The 23,905-nt window shown below is 41.7% G+C and carries 22 protein-coding genes and 1 tRNA gene; 13 read left to right on the top strand and 10 right to left on the bottom strand.

Features of this window, described 5'->3' with window-relative positions:
- Positions 1 to 19: 19 nt before the first annotated feature.
- Positions 20 to 94: transfer RNA gene (locus L3V25_RS00205), tRNA-Gly, on the bottom strand.
- A 237-nt stretch (positions 95 to 331) separates the two neighbouring features.
- Complete coding sequence (locus tag L3V25_RS00210) at positions 332 to 1,414, bottom strand: AI-2E family transporter (protein ID WP_237293525.1); 1,083 nt, start codon at positions 1,412 to 1,414, stop codon at positions 332 to 334.
- A gap of 249 nt (positions 1,415 to 1,663) precedes the next feature.
- Here L3V25_RS00210 and L3V25_RS00215 point away from each other — a divergent pair, with 249 nt between their 5' ends.
- Positions 1,664 to 2,896, top strand: a complete 1,233-nt coding sequence (locus tag L3V25_RS00215; RefSeq protein WP_237293526.1) for an MFS transporter — start codon at positions 1,664 to 1,666, stop codon at positions 2,894 to 2,896.
- A gap of 73 nt (positions 2,897 to 2,969) precedes the next feature.
- Positions 2,970 to 3,587, top strand: a complete 618-nt coding sequence (locus L3V25_RS00220) for an HAD family phosphatase (RefSeq protein ID WP_237293527.1) — start codon at positions 2,970 to 2,972, stop codon at positions 3,585 to 3,587.
- Positions 3,588 to 3,666: 79 nt separating this feature from the next.
- On the opposite strand, the gene L3V25_RS00225 is transcribed toward L3V25_RS00220, so the two are convergent.
- Positions 3,667 to 6,126 (bottom strand): molybdopterin guanine dinucleotide-containing S/N-oxide reductase, encoded by a 2,460-nt coding sequence (locus L3V25_RS00225; protein WP_276574032.1) that lies wholly within the window; start codon positions 6,124 to 6,126, stop codon positions 3,667 to 3,669.
- Between the two features lie 5 nt (positions 6,127 to 6,131).
- The gene (locus tag L3V25_RS00230; RefSeq protein WP_237293528.1) at positions 6,132 to 7,226 is read right to left on the bottom strand and encodes a NapC/NirT family cytochrome c; all 1,095 of its coding nucleotides are present in this window, start codon (positions 7,224 to 7,226) and stop codon (positions 6,132 to 6,134) included.
- Between the two features lie 321 nt (positions 7,227 to 7,547).
- Here L3V25_RS00230 and L3V25_RS00235 point away from each other — a divergent pair, with 321 nt between their 5' ends.
- The 4 genes from L3V25_RS00235 to L3V25_RS00250 all read left to right on the top strand — a co-directional run bounded on the left by L3V25_RS00235 (position 7,548) and on the right by L3V25_RS00250 (position 12,379).
- On the top strand, positions 7,548 to 8,885 hold the full coding sequence (locus tag L3V25_RS00235; RefSeq protein ID WP_237293529.1) for a diguanylate cyclase: 1,338 nt from the start codon (positions 7,548 to 7,550) through the stop codon (positions 8,883 to 8,885).
- The gene (locus L3V25_RS00240) at positions 8,878 to 10,197 is read left to right on the top strand and encodes a glycosyltransferase (RefSeq protein WP_237293530.1); all 1,320 of its coding nucleotides are present in this window, start codon (positions 8,878 to 8,880) and stop codon (positions 10,195 to 10,197) included. The genes L3V25_RS00235 and L3V25_RS00240 overlap by 8 nt, the downstream gene beginning before the upstream one ends.
- 2 nt (positions 10,198 to 10,199) lie before the next feature.
- On the top strand, positions 10,200 to 11,246 hold the full coding sequence (locus L3V25_RS00245) for a biotin/lipoyl-binding protein (protein ID WP_237293531.1): 1,047 nt from the start codon (positions 10,200 to 10,202) through the stop codon (positions 11,244 to 11,246).
- Between the two features lie 134 nt (positions 11,247 to 11,380).
- Positions 11,381 to 12,379 (top strand): LLM class flavin-dependent oxidoreductase, encoded by a 999-nt coding sequence (locus L3V25_RS00250; protein WP_237293532.1) that lies wholly within the window; start codon positions 11,381 to 11,383, stop codon positions 12,377 to 12,379.
- A 74-nt stretch (positions 12,380 to 12,453) separates the two neighbouring features.
- Here L3V25_RS00250 and L3V25_RS00255 read toward each other — a convergent pair whose 3' ends face one another.
- The 6 genes from L3V25_RS00255 to puuE form a co-directional block, all read right to left on the bottom strand.
- Positions 12,454 to 12,693, bottom strand: a complete 240-nt coding sequence (locus L3V25_RS00255; RefSeq protein WP_237293533.1) for a GlsB/YeaQ/YmgE family stress response membrane protein — start codon at positions 12,691 to 12,693, stop codon at positions 12,454 to 12,456.
- Positions 12,694 to 12,934: 241 nt separating this feature from the next.
- Entirely contained in the window at positions 12,935 to 13,819 is an 885-nt protein-coding gene (locus L3V25_RS00260; RefSeq protein WP_237293534.1) for a dienelactone hydrolase family protein, read from the bottom strand.
- A gap of 436 nt (positions 13,820 to 14,255) precedes the next feature.
- Positions 14,256 to 15,518 (bottom strand): urate hydroxylase PuuD, encoded by a 1,263-nt coding sequence (locus L3V25_RS00265; protein ID WP_237293535.1) that lies wholly within the window; start codon positions 15,516 to 15,518, stop codon positions 14,256 to 14,258.
- A gap of 113 nt (positions 15,519 to 15,631) precedes the next feature.
- On the bottom strand, positions 15,632 to 16,165 hold the full coding sequence (locus L3V25_RS00270) for an ureidoglycolate lyase (RefSeq protein WP_027695735.1): 534 nt from the start codon (positions 16,163 to 16,165) through the stop codon (positions 15,632 to 15,634).
- A 148-nt stretch (positions 16,166 to 16,313) separates the two neighbouring features.
- A complete protein-coding gene (gene uraD, locus L3V25_RS00275; protein ID WP_237293536.1) occupies positions 16,314 to 16,829 on the bottom strand; it encodes a 2-oxo-4-hydroxy-4-carboxy-5-ureidoimidazoline decarboxylase in 516 nt (171 codons plus the stop codon).
- Positions 16,830 to 16,878: 49 nt separating this feature from the next.
- Positions 16,879 to 17,799, bottom strand: a complete 921-nt coding sequence (gene puuE / locus L3V25_RS00280; RefSeq protein WP_027695733.1) for an allantoinase PuuE — start codon at positions 17,797 to 17,799, stop codon at positions 16,879 to 16,881.
- A gap of 481 nt (positions 17,800 to 18,280) precedes the next feature.
- Between puuE and uraH the strand changes: the two genes are divergently transcribed.
- The 7 genes from uraH (at position 18,281) to artM (ending at position 23,898) form a co-directional block, all read left to right on the top strand.
- Positions 18,281 to 18,634 (top strand): hydroxyisourate hydrolase, encoded by a 354-nt coding sequence (uraH, locus tag L3V25_RS00285; RefSeq protein WP_027695732.1) that lies wholly within the window; start codon positions 18,281 to 18,283, stop codon positions 18,632 to 18,634.
- Between the two features lie 328 nt (positions 18,635 to 18,962).
- On the top strand, positions 18,963 to 20,201 hold the full coding sequence (locus tag L3V25_RS00290) for an NCS2 family permease (protein WP_237294311.1): 1,239 nt from the start codon (positions 18,963 to 18,965) through the stop codon (positions 20,199 to 20,201).
- Between the two features lie 245 nt (positions 20,202 to 20,446).
- Positions 20,447 to 20,638 carry a hypothetical protein gene (locus tag L3V25_RS00295; protein ID WP_027695724.1) on the top strand — a complete coding sequence of 64 codons (192 nt, stop codon included), beginning with the start codon at positions 20,447 to 20,449 and terminating at the stop codon, positions 20,636 to 20,638.
- A gap of 338 nt (positions 20,639 to 20,976) precedes the next feature.
- Positions 20,977 to 21,705 (top strand): arginine ABC transporter ATP-binding protein ArtP, encoded by a 729-nt coding sequence (gene artP, locus L3V25_RS00300; RefSeq protein WP_346656326.1) that lies wholly within the window; start codon positions 20,977 to 20,979, stop codon positions 21,703 to 21,705.
- 60 nt (positions 21,706 to 21,765) lie between these two features.
- Positions 21,766 to 22,500, top strand: a complete 735-nt coding sequence (locus L3V25_RS00305; RefSeq protein WP_237293538.1) for an arginine ABC transporter substrate-binding protein — start codon at positions 21,766 to 21,768, stop codon at positions 22,498 to 22,500.
- A gap of 10 nt (positions 22,501 to 22,510) precedes the next feature.
- Positions 22,511 to 23,227 (top strand): arginine ABC transporter permease ArtQ, encoded by a 717-nt coding sequence (gene artQ, locus L3V25_RS00310; RefSeq protein WP_237293539.1) that lies wholly within the window; start codon positions 22,511 to 22,513, stop codon positions 23,225 to 23,227.
- Positions 23,224 to 23,898 carry an arginine ABC transporter permease ArtM gene (gene artM / locus L3V25_RS00315; protein WP_237293540.1) on the top strand — a complete coding sequence of 225 codons (675 nt, stop codon included), beginning with the start codon at positions 23,224 to 23,226 and terminating at the stop codon, positions 23,896 to 23,898. Before artQ ends, artM begins: the two co-directional genes overlap by 4 nt.
- Positions 23,899 to 23,905: the final 7 nt, after the last annotated feature.

Here is a 23,905-nt window from a genome sequence, read left to right on the forward strand (position 1 = left end):
AAGGTGTCGCTAGAAGATTTGGAGCGTGCGGCGGGAATCGAACCCGCATCATCAGCTTGGAAGGCTGAGGTAATAGCCATTATACGACGCACGCTTACTGGGTAAGCTGTCTTTGGAAGACGGGAGTTACTATGCCACAACCGAGAGAAAAAAAAAGCCCTTTTATGCACATTTCTGTTTAAGTGCGCACAATATAATCAAACGGTTATAGATGTATCTACTTCACCGTGGTTTATCTCATTACTACAACTAAAAAGCCACTGATACCAAGTTGGGACCAGTGGCAGTTTATTCTAATTTCTTAGATTAAACTTGAACTATTCAAGCTAATTTATAGGCTCTCGCTCTCGGCTTTTTCCGTGTTGAGCCATACCGTGAATACGCCCCACCATAGTGACAACACGACAGCCCCTAGGAATAAACCAATAATACCGGCAAACATCATTCCGCCTAATGAGCCAATCACGACAATCGGCATTGGCACCATAGAGCCACGTCCCATTAGCAGTGGTTTAAGTACGTTATCCGCCAAGCCTGCCAGTAAACCCCACACGGTAAAAATGATAAATGAGGTTAAATCTGCGGTGAAGTACATATAACCAAACAATGGCAATAACGGTAAAATCGCAGGTAGTTGAGCAATACACAGCACCAATACCAATAAGCTAATCAGTCCAGCCGCGGGAATATGGAAGGTAAACAATGCGGCACTGATAATCGCACTTTGAATAAACGCTACCCCGATAACACCAACCAACACGCTACGTATAATGTTTGCCAACATATTCGCCCAATGCTTACCATGATCTCCAGCACTACGCTCAAAAACTTGAGTCACCACATTCGAAATCGGCTCGCTAGCGGCCATGAAGACACCCGCAATCACCAGTGATAATAAGAACATGATCAAGCTACCTAGTCCGCTACCAAAGGTCGATAGCATTTTCGTTAGCACCATTTTTATCTGTGGTAGAAACTCAACCACCAGCTCTTTAATGTGCAACGTTAAATAGGTTAACCCATCAAAAATTCGCTCTCCAACTAGAGGCCATTCTTTGATTGCGACATTTGGTGTCCATGCTTTTAATTCACCGGATGTCACCATATTGGTCAAATACATCAAACCATCATAAATAGAAGTCGAGATCAGCGCGAAAGGAACAATCAAAATCAAAATACTAACGACGGTTACGATAGTTGCAGCAACGGTACGATTACTTTTTATGCGAGTGGTTAAGATATTAACAACAGGGTTCAGCGCCACAGCAATAACTGCACCCCAAAGTACCGGTAATATAAAAGGTTGAACAATGTGGTACGTGCCCCACACCAAAATAAAGATCAAACCGATACGGATGGCAGACTCGACCATGTTATTCACAAACACGCGAGAGGCTTCATCAATGGGTTTCATAGGGATCAATTCCTTTAATTGAAATAACTTATTAAAAATATAGGGCATTCTACCCTTGAAAGCACTTGAGCGTGACTTTTTTCCTCGGGTCATCGCAGCTTCATTAAGATTAATCTATCTTAGTGCCCTTTCGTCATAATGATGCCTATTTTAAGATGTTTTTGGAATTTGGGCTTCTCTGTCTATCGGAGTAACATATCCCTCCTTTTGTGAACTTCTTCACACACTCACTTTTCAATAAGGTCTGTTATGGCTTCGGCATTTAAAGCCACGTTTCGCTCTTTAAGGTTCTTTAACTACCGCCTGTGGGCCATCGGTGCATTGGTCTCTAACATTGGTACGTGGATGCAGCGTACCGCTCAAGATTGGTTGGTACTGACAGAACTGACTCAGCATAATGCCACCGCTGTCGGTATTGTAATGTCTTTGCAATTTGGCCCGCATGCCTTATTACTGCCATTTTCAGGTTACATTGCCGATCAGTTTGACCGTAGAAAAGTGCTGATCATCACTCAATCATTATTGGCTCTATTACCGCTATTACTCGGCATTCTTACCTTAACTGGCCATATTGAACTTTGGCATGTGTATATTTTTGCTTTCATTTTAGGCTGTACTACCGCGATTGATGCGCCGGTCAGACAAACCTTTGTGACAGAACTCGTCAGTGATAAAGATCTATCTAACGCGGTTGCACTCAACTCGACCTCATTTAACTCAGCTCGCATGATCGGCCCTTCTCTGGCGGCGTTACTTATCGCAGGCATTGGCACTGGCTGGGTATTTATCGTCAATGCACTTTCATTTATCGGCGTGATCTTTTCACTCTTTCATTTCAAACTTGATGAATTACACCCAAGTACACGTAGTGCTAAAGGGCCAGGTGCATTACTAAAAGGCTTCCAATATTCATGGAATCGCCCTGACCTACGCACCATTTTCTTTATGCTATTTATGATTGGCACCTTTGCGCTTAACTTCCCAATTTTCATTTCAACTATGGCAGTGAAAGTATTTGATGTTGGAGTTGGGCATTTTGGTTTGTTAACCACATTAATGGCAGTAGGCTCGGTTGCTGGGGCATTATTTTCAGCCAGAAGTGAAGGGCCAAATATGCGATCTTTAGTCGTCGGCTGTACGGTACTCACCATAGGGTTTGCGGTAGCAGCGATTAGCCCCAACTATTGGTTATTTGGCGCAACACTTATGTTAATCGGCATTTCAGTTCAAACTTTTAACACATCCAGCAATAGCTTATTACAGCTGACTACCGAACCAAGCATGCGGGGCAGAGTAATAGCGATACGTATGGCTATTGCAATGGGGTGTACGCCAATTGGAGCGCCGATTGTTGGTTGGATAGCCGATCATTACGGCCCAAGATGGTCACTCGCTTTAGGTGCACTAAGTAGTGCTATGGCGGCATTAATTGGTGGGTATTATTTTTATAAACAAAAACAAGATAGCCATCGAAACAGTTAGATTTTATTGACAATACTTTGCTGCGCTTTGGCTAAACTAAATGCCAACAGATCGTCGTGAAAGAGGAAAGTCAATGCAATCCAAAAACATCAAAAATGTCGTATTTGATATCGGTAATGTCATCGTTCGCTGGTCGCCATTAGAAATTACTCGCCTTACTTTTGGCGAGGTTAATGATCTTCAACCGCGCTGTAATTCAATTTTTCAAAGTGAAATTTGGCTAGATTTAAATAAAGGAAAAATCACGGAGCAAGAGGCTAAATCACTCTACCAGCAGTCTATTGCGCTTTCCGAATTAGAGTGTGAGCGACTCTTCTACTACGTAAAACAAACTCAAATCTTATTGTATGGCTCAATTGATTTACTCAACCGAGTTAAAGGTGCCGGCTATAACGTTTACGCATTGACCGATAACGTAACCGATATTGTCGAACACTTAAAATCTACCTACTCTTTCTGGTCTGAATTTGATGGCACAATAGTCTCGGCCGAGCTCGGTGTATTAAAACCACAAGCTGAAATCTACCATTCCCTATTGAATCAATATTCTTTACAGGCAAAAGAAACCGTATTTCTTGATGATATGCCAAACAATGTGAAGGGAGCAGAAAATGTTGGTATGTATGCGATCCAATTTCTAACTGCAGAACAGTGTGAAAAAGACTTAAAAGAGCTTGGGGTTCTGTTTTAAGGACATAAAAAAATCCGAGCCATTTGACTCGGATTTTTATTATTCGGAACTTAGTATTATTAAGATCTAAACTTAGCGATTAAGCATCTGCACCTTTTGGCGGTAAGAAGGCTTGTGTTTCAAGCGCATCGCCTATCCACTTCTCAATTTTTACTAACGCTGAGTTTGCTGCACAGCCATTAGCAAGACGAGAAGTTGGAATATCCAACGTCAGTACGTTTGGACCACCGTTACGACAAATACCTAATTTAGGATCAAAGTCTGGCCATGCACCTTCATGGATACATACCGAACCTTGCTTAATGCCGTCAGTGACATCAGCACCCGCTAGAACTTGACCACGTTGGTTAAACACACGAACAATGTCGCCTGCTTTAATGCCGCGTTTTGCCGCATCTTCTTTGTTGATCAAGATAGGCTCTTTACCGGCAATCGCATACTCTTTACGGATGTCAGCATAGTTGAACTGACTGTGTAAACGGTAGGCTGAGTGCGCAGTCATTAACTGTAGCTCACCTTCTTTAGCAGAACCTGTGTATTCGGTAGGCTCTAACCATGTTGGGTGTGCTGGACAGTCTTTTAGGCCATAGCCTTCTAGGGTTTTGGAGTAAATTTCAATTTTACCACTTGGAGTACCTAGTGGGTTAAGCACAGGATCTTTACGGAAGTCAGCGAAACGAACAAATTTAGCCGATTCTTCATTCCACTTCATTTCCAAGTATTCGTTCGCTTCCCAGAACTTACTAAAGTTAGGCATTGGAACACGAGCGTTACGGCCACCTTTTTGTGCTTTCTTATAGAAGTCACGTAGCCAATCCATTTCTTCACGATCTTCGGTATAAACGCGACGACCACCTTTAAATAGGTGCTCAGACAAAGAAGCAAACACTTCAAAGTCGCTCTTCGCTTCACCTTCAGGTTCAACGGCTTGTCTCATTGGTGTAATGAACTGGTTACTGTAATCCCCAACCATCGCCATGTCGTTACGTTCAAAGCTAGTGGTGATAGGGAATACGATATCCGCGTGTTTCGCCGCAGCTGTCCAGTAGATCTCATTGATCACAACAACATCCAGCTTGTTCCACGCTTTCACTAAACGGTTGGTATCTTGATGCTGCGTAAAGTTAGCACCGCCAGCAGTCCAAAGCATACGAACATGCGGGAAAGTACGAGTTTGGCCATTGTGCTGGTATTGCTTGCCTGGGTTTTCCATTGCTTCAACAATACGAGCAACTGGGAAAGCTTCCACCACACTGCCTACGTTGAGGCCAGCAGTAAAGTTTTCATCAATTGTGGCCGTCATAGCCGGTAATACACCCGCATCACGCGCAGGGTTACCACCGTTTGAGTAATGGTAAGAGAAACCAAAACCACCGCCAGGTAGACCAATTTGGCCTAGCATTGCCGCAAGTGTTGTGATCATCCAGTGACGTTGTTCGCCAAATTGCTGACGCTGAATACCCCAACCGGCCATTAACATGGTGCGATTTTTAGAGAAGATATCCGCTAATACTTCAATTTGTTTTGCCGGTACGCCAGTGATTTTTTCCGCCCATACAGAATCTTTTGCAACGCCGTCAGTTTCACCTTGTAGGTACTGATTGAATTGTTCAAAGCCTTGAGCGTACTTGCTTAAGAACTTCTCATCATGTTGCTTGTTTTTCACTAATGTATGCGCAATACCCATCGCCAATGCCACATCGGTCATTGGGTTTGGTGCGATCCATTGTGCATTTTCACCGAAGAAATTAATCGTTTCAGAACGAATCGGGTCAATAGCAATAATGGTCTTGCCTGATTTTTTCAACTGATGGAAGAACTCTAAACCTTGGCCATCATTTGCTGTCCACGCGATTTCAAGTGTGTTCATTGGGTTCATGCCCCAAAGCACAACCACATCAGAATGCTCCATAACAACTGGGTAAGTTGTCTGTTGCTCATAAACTTCAATCGAACCGACAACATACGGCATGATCACCTGAGCCGCACCTGTCGAGTAGTCACCAAGATAGCCAACATAGCCACCAGCCAAGCTCATGTAACGTTGTAGCAATGTACGTGCATCGTGCAGTACGCCACTTGAACGCCAACCGTATGAACCTGCATAGATCGCTTCTGCTCCGTATGTATTACGAATACGCATATGCTGTTCGTTAGCCAGTTTTAAAGCTTCATCCCAAGAAACACGAACGTATTCATCTTGACCACGTACGCCGGTTGGGTTTTCTGGGTTTTCTAAAAAGCCTTTACGCACCATTGGGTATTTAATACGAGCTTGAGTGTAAACCTGAGAAGGACCAGTCGATTGCAGGTGATTAACCACGGTTTGCGGTAATGCATTGGTGGTTTCTACTAATTTTCCATCTTCTACTTTGGCTTTCAAAATACCCATACGACCAGCAGTGATAACATAACCACGGTCACTAATATTGGTATTCGCTGAAGCAGGAAGCGGCACAATGCTGCTAATGGCTAATGCACCAGCAGACGCACTTGCCCCTTTTAAAAACCCACGACGGGAGATATTCATATTGCTCATTATTCTTACTCCTGTCCCTTCATATCTTTCGCATGATATTGGAAGTATTTAGTTAAAATTTCTAAGTTCGCCGCTGAAATATCAGTACGAGAGCCCATCGTTTTAATAACTGATGGCCAAGCATTCACAGTAAAGTGATTGGTTGGGATCTTAGCGTGACAGGTTGAACAATAAACGTTATCTAGGTCTTTCGCGTATTTCCAAATAGGCTCACGAGAAGCAAGAACCGGACTCTCAATTTCACCCGTTAAAGTTGCACTGCGCCATTCGTTACCATAGTGATCTTTTTCGTACTCACCGACTTTCAAGGCTTTTTGACCGTTTTCAGTCAAGCTTGCCAAAATGGCACGTTTACCATTATCGAAGTACAAGATTTGCTCTGCACCTTTCATTTGGTAACCAGAAAGCTTCACTGAACGTTTAGCGCCATCCGCTTTCTCTACATTAAGCGCGGTTGTAGGGTTGATTGTCGCTAAGTCACCCATTTTAACTGCATTTAATGTATACACTTCTTTGGTTTCAGCTGGTGTTTTCTTCGCAAGGTCAATTAGGTGGTCAAACTCAGAAGTATCTAACTTCATTTGTGGGGCCATATGAGCAACACCTTTGTGACAATCAATACACGTTTGGCCATCTTTTTGCGCAGCCATGTGCATTTCGCGCGCACCTTGTGGTTGGTCGTATACTTCCATCGCATCAAAGCTGTGACATGAACGACAAGTCGCAGAGTCATTCGCTTTTAATTGATCCCAGACCGTTTGCGCCATTTCTAAGCGGTGTTCTTCGTATTTTTCGTCGGTATCAATTTTGCCAGTGACAAACTCGTGATAGATATCTTTAGATGCACGAATTTTCGTCCAAAGGTAGTCAACAGTATTATGAGTTGGAATATGACAATCGGCACATTCAGCTCTCACACCTTTACTATTACTGAAGTGAACTGAACCTTGATACTCATGAAAAGGTTTTTCCATAGTGTGGCAAGAGACACAAAATTCAGTGGTTGAGGTGGCATGAAGTACCGCTTGGGTTCCCCCAAATGTAATCCAGCCAATTACCACACCGATTAAAACGATGATGGCAACATATCTTTTTTTCATAATTGTTTTCCTTATATGCCCACAAGTTAGATTCGCAGCGGGCGCGAACCTACCACTTAAGGATAGGTTCTTAAAGTGAATTTTTTCAAATAAATCATTATTTTTTCTAATGGTTTTTCATTATGTCAATAATAGCTGCTGAAAAAGTAATCGTTAACTATATTTATATCTCGTAAATTTAAACTGTGTACTATTCTTATTTTTAAGATTAATAGAAAAAACTATTATTAACCAAAAGACAAAACTCCCTGCCAATCTGTATATTTTCATCGAACAAAAAATGACATCCATGTGAAATATAACAAAAAAAAGAGGTCAAGGATGCAAACGTTACCACTGTTATTCACTCACCACACGCAAACTATGGTTAACAATGAAACCATGCAACAAGTTGATAGTATCGAAGCATTAGCAAATTATGCTCCTGGCGTTTGTATTATTGATTTTCCTACCGATGAATTAGATACCATACTTAAACAACTTCACCAATCTGGTCGTTTTTACAACTGGCAAATCTATGTATTACAAGAAAGTCTTTTATCAAAAGTACTCTCAGATGGTATTTGGCCGGAAAGTGAATGGGCTACGCTGTGGGAGCAATTTCAAGAACGTTTAGTATTTATTGATAAAGTGGATCTCAATCCAATGTTTATCTGGCTCTGGCTCAATCCTGACAGACGACTTACACCGGTACGCTCTCATGATGGACAGTTATATAGCTACCCTTTACTCAACTGCTACTATCCAACTCTAACTTCAACAACAAATTTTATTGACACCAAGACGAAGCAAAATATCTTAGAACAAGAAAAACTTATCGATCGAACTCGTCACTGCCGTTCGTGCCATAGTGGTCATTTAAATTATGTTGAAACTTGTCCTACGTGCCAAAGTGTAGATATCAACAATCAATTATTCTTGCACTGCTTTACCTGTGGTCATGTTGCTGCTCAAAACATGTTTGAACGTAATAACAAACTAGAATGCCCAAAATGTTTATCTCAATTAAGGCATATTGGTGTTGATTATGATCGTCCATTAGAAACTCACCAATGTAATCAATGTCATGCTCAATTCATTGATTCTCATACTATTGCACGATGCTTCAATTGCGACCTCCCGAACGATATCAATGAGCTAAGCGTTAGCCAACATCATCAATATCGTATGGGAAATATGTTGGATCATATTATCCTTGAGAAAGGTTTTTTATCACTCCCACCACTGAATTTACAAGGTGACACGGACATCAACACCTTGCATAGCTTATTACCTTGGTTAAATAAATTAGCGATACGCCATGAACAAACACATTTATTAATGTCTTTACACCTTCCGAAGTTAAACGACGTCAAACAGAAAATAAGCTTTCGTAAAGCAATGGCTTTGAATGAACAATTAAATGAAAGGTTAAACGGCGTTTTACGCAGTACTGATTTATGCTGCCAATATCGTGAAGATTTAATTTTCATATTCATGCCTATGACACCACTAAAATCTTTATCTGTATTACAAAATAAAATCGTACAAATAGCACAAGCCATGGAAGAGCAAGACTTCATCTTGAAAGTATATTCTTGGAGTTTACCGAATACGGAATTAAATAATGATGCTCACTCTTGGCTGCAAAGTCGATTGAACGAGATAGAGTATGAATAAATTATATTTTTTATGGTTGAGCATCATCGAGCCATTGTCAGACAATCTGATGGTCTGGATGGTATTATTTCCTATGTTTATTATCATTGAGTTACCACTTAGCTTACTAGTGATCACAGGTGTCATTCGTTGGGCTTTCACTCAGCGACAAGCTCAAACGCAATCAAGTTACTATCCAAATATTAGTGTTATCGTGACCTGTTACAGTGAAGGCCATGCGATACGCTCCACTATTGACACTTTAATTGAACAAGTTTACCCAGCAAATATTGAAATATTATTAGTTGTAGATGGTGCAAGCCAAAATATTGAGACTTATCAAGCAGCCAAAATAGGTGCAAAAACTTATCAAAACCATCCACTACGCCAAGTAAAAGTAATACCTAAGTGGCAACGAGGTGGCCGAGTTTCAACACTCAACGCTGGCTTACATGACGCTAAATATGAATTAGTCATTAATGTTGATGGTGACACCTCATTTGATAACAACATGGCTTATCACATCGCAAATCAATTTAACCAACCACATACTCTTGCTTGTGGAGGCGGTCTTCGTGTTAGGAATTGGAAAGATAATCTTTTAACACGCATGCAAGCAGTTGAGTACATGTTATCAATGCAAACAGGTAAAACTGGCATGGGCAACTGGGGAGTGTTAAATAACATTTCAGGAGCATTTGGAGCGTTTCGCAAAGAGACGTTAAAGAAAATCGGTGGTTGGGATACTCATACCGCAGAAGACCTGGACCTAACCATGCGCTTCAAACAATACAAGACGCGTTATCCAAATATCAAATTAGCTTTCACCCCACTTGCTATTGGACATACTGATGTGCCTAACACGCTCAAAGGGCTTATCGATCAAAGGCTTCGTTGGGATGGTGATTTACTGTTTTTATTCCTTCGAAAACACAAAAAAGGGCTAACGCCAAAGTTACTTGGTTGGGGCAACTTTATATTTACACTCACCTACGGCATATTACAAAATATATTACTACCATTAATGGTCGCACTTTATACCGCCTACATGTTATACGCCTATCCGCTCGATTTTGTTGTTGCCATTTTGGGCTTTATATTTAGTACTTATTTTGTGATTGTATTGTTCTTTTTTGGTCTTTATTTATGTGCTATTTCAGAGCGACCTAAACAAGATATTCAATTCACTATTTGGCTTCCATTATACCCTGCCTATCAATTCGTCATGCGATTTATCACCGCATTTGCCACCCTAAATGAACTATTTCGACGTAGTCACGAAGAGTCAAGTATGGCTCCTTGGTGGGTACTGAAAAAAGGTAAGAGATTTTAATTATGAAAGTTGAATTTCAACTAGATAAACAAAAAAAACCTGACTCAGAACAAGGTATGAAAGTTCTGTATGGGCAGGCCAAACGCGGTGGGTACACAATCCGTTGGTATATGTTGCTGACACTCATCCTCAGTCCATTAGTACTAATGGCCTATCTTTTTTATCGTAACTATTTAGTTATCAGCGAACCTGGTGTAGTTACAGTTGAACCAATTGTTATTACCGCAAAACAAAACGCCACCATATCAGCAATTAATATTGTAGAGGGGGAAAAAGTAAAATTCGGGGAAGTCATCATCGAATTAAGTGATCCCGTATTAAATAGCGAGATAGAACAACTTTCTAAAGAAATTGACTATGTTAAATCACATAGCTATCAACCTAATGATAATGAAAATCAACTCTACCTCACTTCAATCAATGATTCGAAGCGTAACTTGAATGCCATTGCCGAAATTAAGAAAAACTACGACCTTTACCAAAAGCGTGGCCAAGTTTCACAAGTCGATTATGCATCTATCATTAACTTATATGGTGAAGCCAAACAATCGTATACTAATGAAAAAATCCAATTTGACCAAATCAAAAAAAACACACTTGAAAATCAAATTGCTGGCCCAACAGCACAAGTATTAAGGCAACTTCAACTAGAAAAATCACGTAAAGAAGCAGAACAAAAAACTTTATCGATTAAAGCGCCATTTGATGCATCTATTGCAGAGGTCATTATCACCAATAATCAACAAGTTGCACAAGATGACGTATTATTGATTTTAGCACCACAAGTACCACCCAAAGTGATCAGCTATGTCAATCCTAAGTTTATAGATAAGACCAAGCAAGGTAGCAAAGTAACTATTGTTTTCCCTAATGGTACTAAGTACGCAGCCACAATTTCTAAACCAATGGAAATGGCAAATAAACTCCCACCTCAATTAGCAAAGCCATTTGAAGGACAACCAGCGTTACTTAAAGTCACCATTAGTTTCGATACCATTCCGGATAAACAACAATGGGTTGAAGGAATGCCTATCGAAGTTATGTTCTAATATGATTATTCATTGGGAAAAACCCTGTTAAAGTAAGTAACTCCCACCGTGAGTCACTCACGCATAATTACGAATACAAACTAAACGCCTTCTTTTGATGCTTTGTTTGTTCAAAATCTGAGGTATTGCTGTCTATGTCTATTTTATCCAATATTCCCTTTTCACTCTTAGAATTAGCACCTATGCGCCAAGATTCAACGGTTGGGGAAACGCTGAGTAAAAGTCTTAAATACGCTCAACTGGCTGATGAGCTAGGCTATAACCGCTTTTGGCTTGCTGAACACCACAATATGGCAGGCATTGTTTGTGCAGCAACTTCTGTTCTCATTGGTTACATTGCCGGTGGCACTAAAAATATCCGAGTAGGCTCTGGCGGCATTATGCTACCCAATCACCCACCGCTAGTGGTTGCCGAGCAATTTGGCACATTAGAAAGTTTATACCCTGGCCGAATTGATCTTGGTGTAGGACGAGCACCCGGTAGTGATCAAATCACTAGCCGTGCGCTAAATCGCGATGAAAAGCGTGCCGATGAATTCCCAATCGAAGTCGAAGAACTACAAACCTTACTTGGCCCTTACAACGGCTTTAGCCAAGTTCGCGCTATGCCCGGTGAAAATACCAACGTGCCAATTTGGCTGCTTGGATCAAGTTTGTTCAGCGCACGTTTAGCCGCAGAAAAAGGACTACCTTATGCCTTTGCTGGTCATTTTGCACCGCGCTTTATGCATGATGCGATTGAGCTTTATCGGGAAGAGTTTCAACCATCAGACGTTCTCGATAAACCTTACGTGATGCTAGGTTTACCACTGGTTGCCGCCGAAACGGATGAGGAAGCACAGTACCTTTCTACCACTACCAAACAACGAGCGTTAGCACTTATTCGTGGTAAAGAATTATGGCTGCAACCACCAGTAGAAAGCATGGATGGATTATGGAATGAACAAGAAAAAGCCTATGTCGATAACTTCTTAGCTTTATCAATTACCGGAGGCCCAGCAACCGTCAAACATCGTTTAGAAATGATGGTCAAACAGTTAGGTATTGATGAGTTTATCTTCACCAATGATTTGTATGATCATGATAAGCGCTGTAAGGCGATACAGATTTTGGCGGATATTAAAAAGGCTTAATAAAATTAAAGCAGGCAATGATTAATGCATCGCCTGCTGATAATTCTTAATTGCGGATAATGAATCGAGTCAATCTACGACTTAATAAGTCGAGAAATATAAAGCAATATCACCGCTCCGACGGTTGCCGTGACAAGTGATCCGATTAATCCTCCTGATGATAACCCCAGCAAGCTAAAAGTGAAGCCTCCGATCACAGATCCCACAATACCAATGACGATATTACCAATTGCGCCAAAGCCTGAGCCTTTCATGATCTGACCGGCCAACCACCCAGCTACTGCACCGATAATTAAAAACATAATAATATTCATAGCTACTCCTGTTTCTGAGATAAATAACTTCAGCTGAGGTTAAATAAGTGTGTTCGTTTAATAACAAGCGTAGTTGATAATCATAAAAAAAAGAGAATTTTTAAGGTGTTGTCGTCAATATCTTATAGATAGTGAGAAAGCAATAGCCAGAAACTGAGGTTGCCTGCATAAGGTGACCAGGGAGTTCATACGCCCTGATCACGCTATGTTATAGGAGACTGGTTATGGGAGACAGACGGAGTTAAACTAATTTTTGGTTAAAAAAGTCGACGGTTCTACTCCACGCTAATTCCGCTTCTTCTTCTGCATAACGTCCCGTTGAATCGTTATGGAAACCGTGTTGAGTATTCGGATAAATGTAAGCTTTATAATCCACTTTTGCGGCTTTTAAATCTTCCTCATATTCCGGCCAAGTGGCATTTACGCGCTTATCTTCGCTAGCAAACTGAATAACCAAAGGCGCGGTGATATTTGAGCGAATTGATTTTTCCGCTGGCGTGCCATAAAACGGTACCCCTGCACTTAAATCATCGCCAATAGTTGCTGCAAGCATATTGGTAATATAGCCACCAAAACAGAAACCAACCGCACCTAATTTGCCATTACTGCGTTCACTCGCTTTTAAAAACTGAGCGGCGGCAATAAAATCTTCTTCGATTTTGGCTTTATCTAGAGAGCTTTGCATTGAGCGACCTTCATCGTCATTGCCCGGGTAACCACCCAAACTGTAAAGCGCGTCTGGGGCAAATGCGATAAATCCAGCTTTAGCTAAACGGCGTGCCACATCTTCAATATAAGGATTCAAGCCACGGTTTTCATGGATCACCAAAACAACCGGCAGTTTTCCTTCCTTATTTTTTGGCTCCACATAATAGCCTCGCCCTTCTCCATACCCTTTAGGAGATGGGAAAGTTTTATAGCTTCCAACAATTTCAGGGTCGTTGAACGATACTTGCTCAGCTAACGCATAATTCGGTAACAAAGCTGAAGTGAGTGTCGTCATGGTAAAACCTAAAGCAACTAAACCGCCTAAACGTGAGAAAAATTCGCGTCGATCAATCAGTCCGTGAGCATATTCATCATACCAATCAAATGCTTCTTGTGGGATGGGCCTTGAATCCGTCATAGCTTTACTATCCTTATCTAAATGAAAGTTGGTGATTTCTTGCTCTTTGAGAATAGAACTTATTTAGTGTTTTATCTATATCATTTACATTCAGAAAAGAATTATTTGTATGATAAAAAAATGGCACCGCGATGGGTGCCAAATAGGTATATACCCAAGTGACTTCAAGATGCAGAATTCAGAGCTATCATCCAAATCTTTAGACAAGGAAGATTGGCGAAGGAATGTAGGCACCTTTCAAACCAATCTGATGCGGTATAAAGATTTGGATGAAGCTCCCGAAGGGCAAGTTAAAACAAGCTTTATGCAGCGTTAAATTGAACAGAGATAGAATAACTATGATCATATTCAATTTGTCTTGCCTAAAGCTTGTTTTATTCTTGCTGAAACTCACATCTTGAAGTTACTTGGGTATAACAACTGAATTTAATTAAGGCTAGATCTTCGCGCCATCGCTCACCCAATCAACCACTAACGCTCGTTCTTCATCTGTCATCTTGGTTAAGTTACCAAGTGGCATAACACGAGTTTGAACTTGTGATTGAATGCGTGGAGCATTGGTTTGAATCTCTTCCGGTGTATCAAGTACTACTCCCGCCGGTGCCGTTGCAAACATGTTGCTGGTTGGCGTGGCTGAGTGACATTCCACACAACGATCATTCATGATTTTTTGCACTTGAGTAAACACTGAAGCTTCCGCTACTTCGGTACCCGCTTCATCTGCACTGGCAGTTTCTGTTGCACTATCAGTCGTAGTTGCAGCTTCTTGTTGAGCAACAGGCGCACTTGGTTCAGATAGGCTAGGCATCTTGTTTGACGTCACAAACGCAAGGCTGATCATACCTAGTACTGCAACCGGTACTGCCCACGCAAACTTCTGACCACCATGACGAGTGTTAAAGTAGTGACGAACGAGAATACTGAACACTGCTAAACATGCCAAAATCAACCAGTTGTATTCCGAGCCATACGTGCTTGGGAAGTGGTTACTGATCATAATGAACAGTACTGGCAATGTTAGGTAGTTATTGTGACGAGAACGCAATAGACCTTTGGCTGGCAACGCAGGATCTGGCTCTGTGCCGTCTTCAATCGCTTTCACCAAGTTACGCTGTGCTGGCATGATCACGAAGAATACGTTACCCACCATGATAGTACCGATAATCGCACCAACATGAATGTAAGCACCGCGGCCGCTAAACACTTGGCTTAAACCATAAGCCGCACCAACAAGACAGGCAAACAACACGACACCTAATAGCAGTGGCTTTTTACCTAACGGAGAATCACACAACAAGGTATAGATGATCCAACCACCCACTAGCGAAGCGATACCAATACCAATTGCCGCACCGACACTTAAACCAGAGCCCGGAGCAATCAGGTAAATATTGGCATTAAGGTAGTAAACTACACCTAGTAGCAACACACCAGTGATCCAAGTGAAGTAGGCTTCCCACTTAAACCAGTGTAGGTTTTCTGGCATTTGAGGTGGCGCTAATTTGTATTTCTCTAGGTGATAAATACCACCGCCGTGAATCGCCCATAAATCACCAGACAATCCCGTTTTTGGATTAACACGGTTTAAGTTATTTTCTAACCATACAAAGTAAAATGATGCCCCAATCCACGCGATACCAACGATCATGTGAACCCAGCGAATTGCGAGATTGAGCCATTCCGTAATATGCGGATCCATAATTTTCTCCTTAAACTGTTCCTTGTCTAGAGCATACGTAACCGGGATATGGTGAACCGGTATGCTCTTCAATAGACGGCTAAATAATCAACTTTTGCTTGTACGTAATTCGGCTAATTCACACTCGGTAAATTATCCAATGACAAGATGATTTCGGTTGATTGTTCAAAGTACACTTCATCACAGTTATTGCCTTCGCCAGCACGATCAACAATTAAAAATTGATCATCCGGTTGCAGTGCAAGCACTGGATGGTGCCAAACCCCTTTGTGATAATTGACACCTTGACGTCCATTGCTTAAAAACGCTCTCAGTGCCTGTGGCTGCAAATCTTCGCCCTTCTCTGCCACCACAATTAAATATGGATGACCAAGAAGTGGAATAAATGCTTGAGAGCCCAAAGGATGACGCTCCATCATTTGGATGTTCAATGGGTACGTTAAAGGGGTTGCCTGAAAAATACTGATGATGGGTTCACCACCGTTATCTGCCACATCCACATCCGCCATACGGTGATAGCGTCTTGTTGAACCGTTGTTGATCATAAAGTAATCGCTGACTTCTTTATCAATCACATCGCCAAAAGGTTTAAATGCCTCTTTGGTTAATGGTTCAACTTTCAGTGAAATTGCGGTGTCTACAGTCATGATATCCCTTCCGTTATTTTATGCTCTATTGAGCCCTATTAAATTAACCTCAATGCTATTCAATACCGCAAATAGTGTTGAGTTTGGGCACAGACAGTCCTCATTCCCTTTTATGATTTACATGTCTTCCGCTTTGTATTTTTGTTTGTTACATGTCTTGAAGTCGAAACGAAGCGATCTTATTGATCTGTGCAATCGCGGTTGCAAATTCCGTTTCTTTATCGTTGTGAATTCTCTCAGCAAACGATGCCAAGATTTGGTGACGGTTGGCCCCTTTTACTGCCATGATAAAAGGGAACTCAAAACGAGCTTTGTATCGCTCATTAAAATCGGTAAATTGTTCAAATTCTTCTGGCGTACATTGGCTAATTCCAGCCCCTGCTTGCTCTGAAGTCGATGCAGCGGTTAGCTCACCATTAACCGCCGCTTTGCCGGCTAAATCTGGGTGAGCATTAATTAAATCCAGTTGCTCTTGTGGGGCGGCATCTAGCATGGTTTGTGACATTGCCGTATGCAGCTTTTCAATCTGATCAAAAGAAGAATCCAGACCTTTATCAAAAGTACGCTCTGCAACCCAAGGACTGTGTTCATAAATATCAGCAAAGGTTTCAACAAATTCTGCTTTGGTCATTTGGCTTGGTTGGCAAGTTTTAAATTGAGTCACGGTTCCTTCCTTCTTTCTTTACTTAATATTTGAAACTGGCTTGCGGCAATCACTTAACAAGATCAGGATGCGGATGACATTCATGCCAATGTTTAGCGATATCTAAACGACGGCACACCCAAACTTTGTCATGCTGCTGCACATATTCCATAAAGCGTTTTAAGCCTTGAATACGGCCTGGGCGACCTATCAAACGACAATGCAAACCAACAGACATCATTTTTGGTGTTTCAGCACCTTCTTCATACAAAGTATCAAACGCATCTTTTAAGTATTGGAAGAATTGCTCACCCGTGTGGAAACCTTGGTTGGTCGCAAAACGCATGTCATTCACATCAAGCGTATAAGGAATCACTAGCTGAGGTTTCGGGCCTTCGGTATGCCAATAAGGAAGATCATCATCATAAGCATCAGAGTCATATAAGAAGCCACCTTCTTCGGCCACCAGCTTGCGGGTATTCACACCATTACGGCCAGTGTACCAACCATACGGTCGCTCACCTGTGATCTCCTTAATAACATTGATCGCTTTTTGCATGTGTTCGCGTTCAGTATCAATGTCAATTTTATGGTAATCCAACCAGCGGTAACCGTGGCTGCAAATTTCATGACCAGCATTGGCCATTTCTTGAATGACTTCAGGATGACGCTCGGCTGCCATGCCGACAACAAAAGCGGTCAGTGGGTAGTTAAATTGCTCAAATAACTTCAGAATACGCCAAACACCTGCGCGACTACCGTATTCATAGATAGATTCCATACTAATATGACGAGCATTAGGGAAAGGCTGCGCACCAATGATTTCAGAAAGAAACGCTTCTGACTCATCATCACCATGCAAAGTACAGCGCTCGCCGCCTTCTTCATAGTTCAGCACAAATGAAACCGCTACTCGAGCCTCGTTCGGCCACTGAGCATCAGGTAGATCTTTTCCATACCCGATTAAATTGCGTGGATACTCACTACCCATGAACCTCTCCTTTGTCGTGTCATCCTTGAATACTGAATTCATCTGAATTAGATTCGTACACATTAAAAGTATACAACCTAAACCAGTAAATAGTCCTGAATCTTTGTTTTGATAATTGTATACAATTATCAAAACATGGCAAATATTTTTATTCACAACTTGTTAACCTGCGCACTATTTGAAGTGCCAAACAAAATTAAGCTGACTTTTAAGTCAAGAATATTAAAATTTTTTTACTGAATAATGAAAGCGACTAAATCTAAACTTTTACATTTAAAATCATTAAATTATAAATAACCTACCAAATTCTCATCCACTTCAACACATGATCTAGTGCCAATTTTTTGAGCTCTCACCTTTACGGAACACAATGTTGTGTACATAATCAATTTTAAGTGATCACATTTTTATAACAAAACTTTTTTGATTCACTCAACATTTACTAACCATTTATTTTAACCATCAACAAGCAGAGCTAATTATGGGAAAACTGACAACACATGTTTTAGATACGGCGAATGGATTGCCGGGCTGCGATATTCAAGTCGAACTCTTTCGCATCACTGAGCAAGGCGCGCAAAAAATCAAAACTGTCGCCACTAACTTTGATGGACGAACCGATTCGCCTCTACTAGAAGGTGCTGATTTTGAAGTGGGTAAATACGAGCTTATTTTCCACACCGCAAGCTACTTTAAGCAAAAAGGCGTCACGCTAGACGAAGTACCGTTTCTGGATGACATCTCGATCCGCTTTGGTATTAACGATCAAGACAGTCACTACCATGTGCCGCTACTTTGCTCGCCTTACAGTTTCTCAACCTATCGCGGCAGCTAGTTTTCGCCGCCAACATAAATTCAGCGTAGTGCCAGCCGGCTGTCGGCACTTCGCTTAACTCCAAACTTAACTATCAATGCATGGAGATCAGGATGTCCTCCAGGGCTTAGCTACGCCTAAAAAACGTATCGAGCTTTCTATCTAAGTCGCAAATTAACAAGTCGTTGTGACAAGTAGATGCAAAACCACAAGGAAACGTACCGTGGAAAATTCAAACAGCGAAACCTTAAACACCAATCAAACAGCAGCGGATAACTCCAGTCAGAATTCAGGGTTACTCGAACGTTGGTTTAAACTCAAACAACATGGCACTACCGTCAAATCTGAAATCATTGGCGGCTTAACCACCTTTGCCACTATGGCTTACATCATCTTCGTCAATCCATCAATTATGGCGACGTCCGGTATGGATGCAGGCGCCCTCTTTGTGGCAACTTGTATCGGGGCAGCCATCGGTACTCTACTAATGGCGTTTTATGCCAACTGGCCTGTTGGGCTGGCACCGGGTATGGGGCTAAATGCATTCTTCGCCTTTACCGTTGTCGGCGAAATGGGTTATAGCTGGGAGGTCGCATTAGGTGCAGTCTTCATTTCAAGTGTGCTATTTGTTGCCATGAGTTACAGCAGTTTACGTGAATGGATTATTGATAGTATTCCACACAGTTTGCGCTACTCAATGACCGCAGGTGTCGGCTTATTCCTTGGCCTAATTGGCTTAAAAACCGCAGGCATTGTAGTCGAAAGCCCAGCGACCCTAGTCTCTCTAGGCGACTTCACACAACCTAGTGCAGTATTAGCTGCAATATGCTTTTTGATCATTAGCGTGCTGAGCGAGCGTAAGATATTCGGCGCAGTATTAATTGGTATTTTCAGTGTCACCATGATTGGCTTTTTCATGGGTATCGTTGAATACAACGGAATTTTTGATACCCCACCTAGCCTAGCTCCAACCTTTATGGCGATGGATATTTCAGGCGCGTTAGAAATTTCGATGATTAGCGTTATTTTAGCTTTCTTGTTCGTCAATATGTTCGATACCGCAGGCACCCTAATGGGCGTGGCTCAACGTGCTAACTTGATGGATAAAGACACAGGGAAAATTAAAGATCTACGTAAAGCATTGAAAGCGGACAGTGTGGCGAGCGTTGCAGGTTCTTGCGTCGGTTGTCCACCGGTGACTAGCTATGTAGAAAGTGCCGCAGGCGTTGAAGCAGGCGCTCGAACTGGCTTATCTTCTGTCGTGGTTGGTTTGCTATTTATTGCGGCAATCTTTGTGTCACCATTGGCCGGCATGATCCCAGGATACGCCACTGCAGGCGCACTGATTTATGTGGCGTTTGTAATGATGAGCAGCATGCAACACATTAAATGGAACGACTTCACTGATGCCGCTCCTGCAGCCATCACTGCATTAATGATGCCGCTGACGTTCTCGATTGCTAATGGTATTGCACTAGGCTTTATTACTTACACGGTTTTAAAAGTCGCAACGGGCAAACAAAAAGACGTCTCAATTTGCATGTACGTATTAACAGCAGTCTTTGTGGCTAAATTAGTCTTTATGTAAAAGGCAGTACTTCATTTAAAGTAAATTCAAACCAGTAGTGTGGAAACATGCTGCTGGTTTTTTTATTCCTAATTATTTTGTGCCTTGTTTTTACGCCATTGAGTCCCCCTACCAAAACCCAACCTAGTTCAAACAATTCACCTATGCTCTCTCCCACTCACAACAAAATTGATCTAAATCAAGTTTGACGAACAAAAGCTGACGTAAGTTAACAGCATGTTAATCACTTCATAAGAGGGAAGTATATGAAGCTAAAGCAATGTGAAAAGTGCTACACCGACGTGTGCCTAGATGGAAAATGGTTTCACCACGATCACTTAACCACCAAAGCTTACATGCTAAAAGGTGGCTTAAACCACGAAGTTGAGTTGGCCAAAATGCCGACAACAGAAGATGAATTAATCGAACTCATCAATGATTCTACTCGATTGAACTAATACCTACTCGCTCTGGTGTTAGTTAGAAATGCACAATTAAGCCAAGTGGATGATTCCCGCTTGGCTTTTTTTGTTTGCTTTGACTCTTATTGATTTCTCTACCACCACATAATTGATAACTCACTCACCAATTTGAAGTGCCGTGCGAGACGCCTCATCCATAATAATATACATTAACTTCCCATTAACACATTCAGGCAAGAAATCAGTCGCGTGCTATTGGTTAGATATTAATCAGATAATTATTCTCATTGAGTGATTTAATATACATTTTTCTTGCATAAAACCACACAATCATTAGTATATTTACCTAGTGACAATAAATGCAGATTGGAAGCATGACTATTCAAATTAACGCTATTGATAAGTTTTACGGCTCAAACCAAGTTTTACACAATGTAAGCTTTGAGTGTGAGGCCGGTGACACCTTAGTTTTACTGGGCCCAAGCGGAGCAGGAAAAAGCTCATTACTACGTGTTTTAAACCTATTAGAAATGCCTGACAACGGTACGCTTTCTATTGCCAATGAGTCGTTTGATTTTTCTACTCAAATTTCAGAAAAACAAGGCATGGCGCTACGTAAAAAAGTCGGCATGGTTTTTCAACAATACAATCTATGGCCTCACATGAGTGTGCTAGATAATTTGATTGAAGCGCCAGTCAAAGTTGCCGGTATGAATAAAGCTGAGGCAAAGAAAGAAGCGATTGAGATCTTAACCAAGCTTCAACTCGCCGATAAAGCCGATGCCTGGCCCTTACAGTTATCTGGCGGTCAACAGCAACGTGTGGCTATTGCTCGCGCATTAATGATGAAACCTGACGTGTTGCTTTTTGATGAACCCACAGCGGCGCTTGACCCTGAGATCACCTCTCAAGTTGTCGATATTATTAAAGAATTAAGTAAAACTGGCATCACGCAAATTATCGTGACTCATGAAGTCGATTTTGCCAAAAAAGTCGCCAGTCATTTGTTGTATTTAGAAAAAGGCTACGTGGTTGAGCATGGTGATAAGAGCCACTTTACCGACCCACAGTCTCAAGCGTTTGCCGATTACTTAAAACACTAAAACCTAACAATAAAAACATTCAACTAGTTAAAAAATCACAGATATAAATGGAGTTATACAATGAAAAAAATTCTACTTGCTAGCTTAATTGGCCTTGCTTCAACTCACGCGATGGCGCAAGACGAAATCAAATTTGCCACCGAAGCCACTTATGCCCCGTTTGAATACATGGATGATAACAGCGAAATTCAAGGTTTTGACATTGATCTTGCCAATGCTTTATGTGAAGAAATGCAAGTAAAATGTACTTTCCACAACCAAGCGTTTGACAGCTTAATTCCTGCTCTTAAATTTAAGCGTTACGATGCAGCAATTTCAGCAATGGATATTACGGAAGCTCGTCTGAAGCAGGTAAACTTCACCAATGCTTATTATGAAAATGCGGCTGCATTTGTTTCTGCAGAAGGTAAAATCGCAGATCAAGCAGGACTAGAGGGCAAACGTGTTGGCGTTCAAAATGGCTCAACACACCAAAGCTACCTAGTTGATCAAATGCCAGGCGTAACAGCCGTTCCTTACGCAAGCTACCAAGATGCGTTTATTGATATGCAAAATGGCCGTATTGATAGTGTATTTGGTGATACCGCTGTAGTCGCAGAATGGTTCAAAAAAGAAGATGGCCTAGCCTACGTTGGCGAACCTGTTACCAACAAACAATACTTCGGTAATGGTTTTGGTATTGCAGTAAACAAAGACAATCAAGAATTGGTAGATCAACTCAATGCGGCACTAGAGAAAGTGAAGCAGAATGGCGAATACAAAGCAATTTTTGATAAATACTTTGCTAGCAAATAATAGTGAATAAATGATGTTCTCAGGTTACTCTCTAGCGTTAATTGACGCGAGCTGGCTGACAATTCAGTTAGCTTTTACCAGCCTTGCTGTTGGCTTGGTGCTTTCTATGATCTTTGCCGCTGGCGAAATGTCGCGCTTGAAATTGATCTCTTGGCCTACGACGGCTTTAGTGACGGTAATTCGAGGGTTGCCTGAGCTTCTTGTTGTCTTGTTCATTTTCTTTGGTTCAGGACAAATTTTATTCTATATTACTGGCGAATATATCGAGATCAGCCCCTTTCTTTCTGGGGTGATCGCGTTATCACTTATCTTTGCCTCTTATGCTGCCCAGACCTTGCGTGGTGCGCTTAAAGCTGTTCCTAAAGGACAAGCAGAAGCCGCCACCGCTTTAGGTTTATCAAAACCACGAGCTTTTATTCGAATCATCCTGCCACAAGCAGTACGTCATGCTCTACCCGGTTTAACCAATCAATGGCTCGTGCTATTAAAGGATACCGCCTTAGTTTCTCTGATTGGCGTGACCGATTTGCTCAAACAAGCACAATTGACCTCCGCTGCCACTCACCAAAGCTTTACCTGGTATGCAACGGCGGCAGCGGTTTACCTTGTGATTACTCTAATCACTCAACGTGTTATCGCCATTCTCAATAAAAAATATCAATTACAAGATGCCAATATGGTTTCCAGTAAACCTAAGAAGAAACAGCCACTAGGAGCACAATCATGAACGAACAACATGTTTGGCAGCTACTTGATGGCCTGCAAACCAGTATCGAATTAACGGCCGCTGCCTTATTGGTCGGCTGTACCTTGTCACTGCTGATGACCATGACGTTAATCGTGCGCTTGCCTGTCATTCATTGGTTCAGCCGTGCTTTGATTACCTTGTTTACTGGAACACCACTACTCGTTCAAATCTTCCTTATTTACTACGGACCCGGCCAGTTTGAGTGGATTCGTGATAGCTTCTTCTGGAACTGGTTAAGCCAACCTTGGTTCTGCGCCATGTTAGCGTTAGCATTAAACACTGCCGCCTACAGTACCCAACTATTTAAAGGCGCATTTGATGCGATTCCGTCAGGGCAATGGCAAGCCTGTCGCGCACTAGGTATGAACACCAAAACCACACTAGGTGTACTACTACCTTATGCGATTCGTCGAGCTATTCCGGCTTATTCCAATGAAGTAATTTTGGTATTTAAAGGTACATCGCTCGCCAGTACTATTACCATTATGGATTTGATGGGCTACGCCCAACGCATTAACGCTCAAACCTACGACACCTTGACGGTGTTTGGTATTGCCGGTGCATTCTACTTAATCGTCAATGGCATCTTGTCACTCGTATTCCGCAAGGTAGAGCAGAAAGTATTGGCGTTTGAGTCGCAGAGTCATTAAAAGGTTT

The sequence above is a fragment of the Vibrio sp. CK2-1 genome, assembly GCF_021726515.1.
Taxonomy (GTDB): Bacteria; Pseudomonadota; Gammaproteobacteria; order Enterobacterales; family Vibrionaceae; genus Vibrio.

Bases quoted from the DNA above. Each gene is read 5' to 3' on its own strand.
- L3V25_RS00210 (WP_237293525.1), bottom strand. From the start codon at position 1,414: ATGAAACCCATTGATGAAGCCTCTCGCGTGTTTGTGAATAACATGGTC.
- L3V25_RS00215 (WP_237293526.1), top strand. From the start codon at position 1,664: ATGGCTTCGGCATTTAAAGCCACGTTTCGCTCTTTAAGGTTCTTTAAC.
- L3V25_RS00220 (WP_237293527.1), top strand. From the start codon at position 2,970: ATGCAATCCAAAAACATCAAAAATGTCGTATTTGATATCGGTAATGTC.
- L3V25_RS00225 (WP_276574032.1), bottom strand. From the start codon at position 6,126: ATGAGCAATATGAATATCTCCCGTCGTGGGTTTTTAAAAGGGGCAAGT.
- L3V25_RS00230 (WP_237293528.1), bottom strand. From the start codon at position 7,226: ATGAAAAAAAGATATGTTGCCATCATCGTTTTAATCGGTGTGGTAATT.
- L3V25_RS00235 (WP_237293529.1), top strand. From the start codon at position 7,548: ATGCAAACGTTACCACTGTTATTCACTCACCACACGCAAACTATGGTT.
- L3V25_RS00240 (WP_237293530.1), top strand. From the start codon at position 8,878: ATGAATAAATTATATTTTTTATGGTTGAGCATCATCGAGCCATTGTCA.
- L3V25_RS00245 (WP_237293531.1), top strand. From the start codon at position 10,200: ATGAAAGTTGAATTTCAACTAGATAAACAAAAAAAACCTGACTCAGAA.
- L3V25_RS00250 (WP_237293532.1), top strand. From the start codon at position 11,381: ATGTCTATTTTATCCAATATTCCCTTTTCACTCTTAGAATTAGCACCT.
- L3V25_RS00255 (WP_237293533.1), bottom strand. From the start codon at position 12,693: ATGAATATTATTATGTTTTTAATTATCGGTGCAGTAGCTGGGTGGTTG.
- L3V25_RS00260 (WP_237293534.1), bottom strand. From the start codon at position 13,819: ATGACGGATTCAAGGCCCATCCCACAAGAAGCATTTGATTGGTATGAT.
- L3V25_RS00265 (WP_237293535.1), bottom strand. From the start codon at position 15,518: ATGGATCCGCATATTACGGAATGGCTCAATCTCGCAATTCGCTGGGTT.
- L3V25_RS00270 (WP_027695735.1), bottom strand. From the start codon at position 16,165: ATGACTGTAGACACCGCAATTTCACTGAAAGTTGAACCATTAACCAAA.
- puuE (WP_027695733.1), bottom strand. From the start codon at position 17,799: ATGGGTAGTGAGTATCCACGCAATTTAATCGGGTATGGAAAAGATCTA.
- uraH (WP_027695732.1), top strand. From the start codon at position 18,281: ATGGGAAAACTGACAACACATGTTTTAGATACGGCGAATGGATTGCCG.
- L3V25_RS00295 (WP_027695724.1), top strand. From the start codon at position 20,447: ATGAAGCTAAAGCAATGTGAAAAGTGCTACACCGACGTGTGCCTAGAT.
- artP (WP_346656326.1), top strand. From the start codon at position 20,977: ATGACTATTCAAATTAACGCTATTGATAAGTTTTACGGCTCAAACCAA.
- L3V25_RS00305 (WP_237293538.1), top strand. From the start codon at position 21,766: ATGAAAAAAATTCTACTTGCTAGCTTAATTGGCCTTGCTTCAACTCAC.
- artQ (WP_237293539.1), top strand. From the start codon at position 22,511: ATGATGTTCTCAGGTTACTCTCTAGCGTTAATTGACGCGAGCTGGCTG.
- artM (WP_237293540.1), top strand. From the start codon at position 23,224: ATGAACGAACAACATGTTTGGCAGCTACTTGATGGCCTGCAAACCAGT.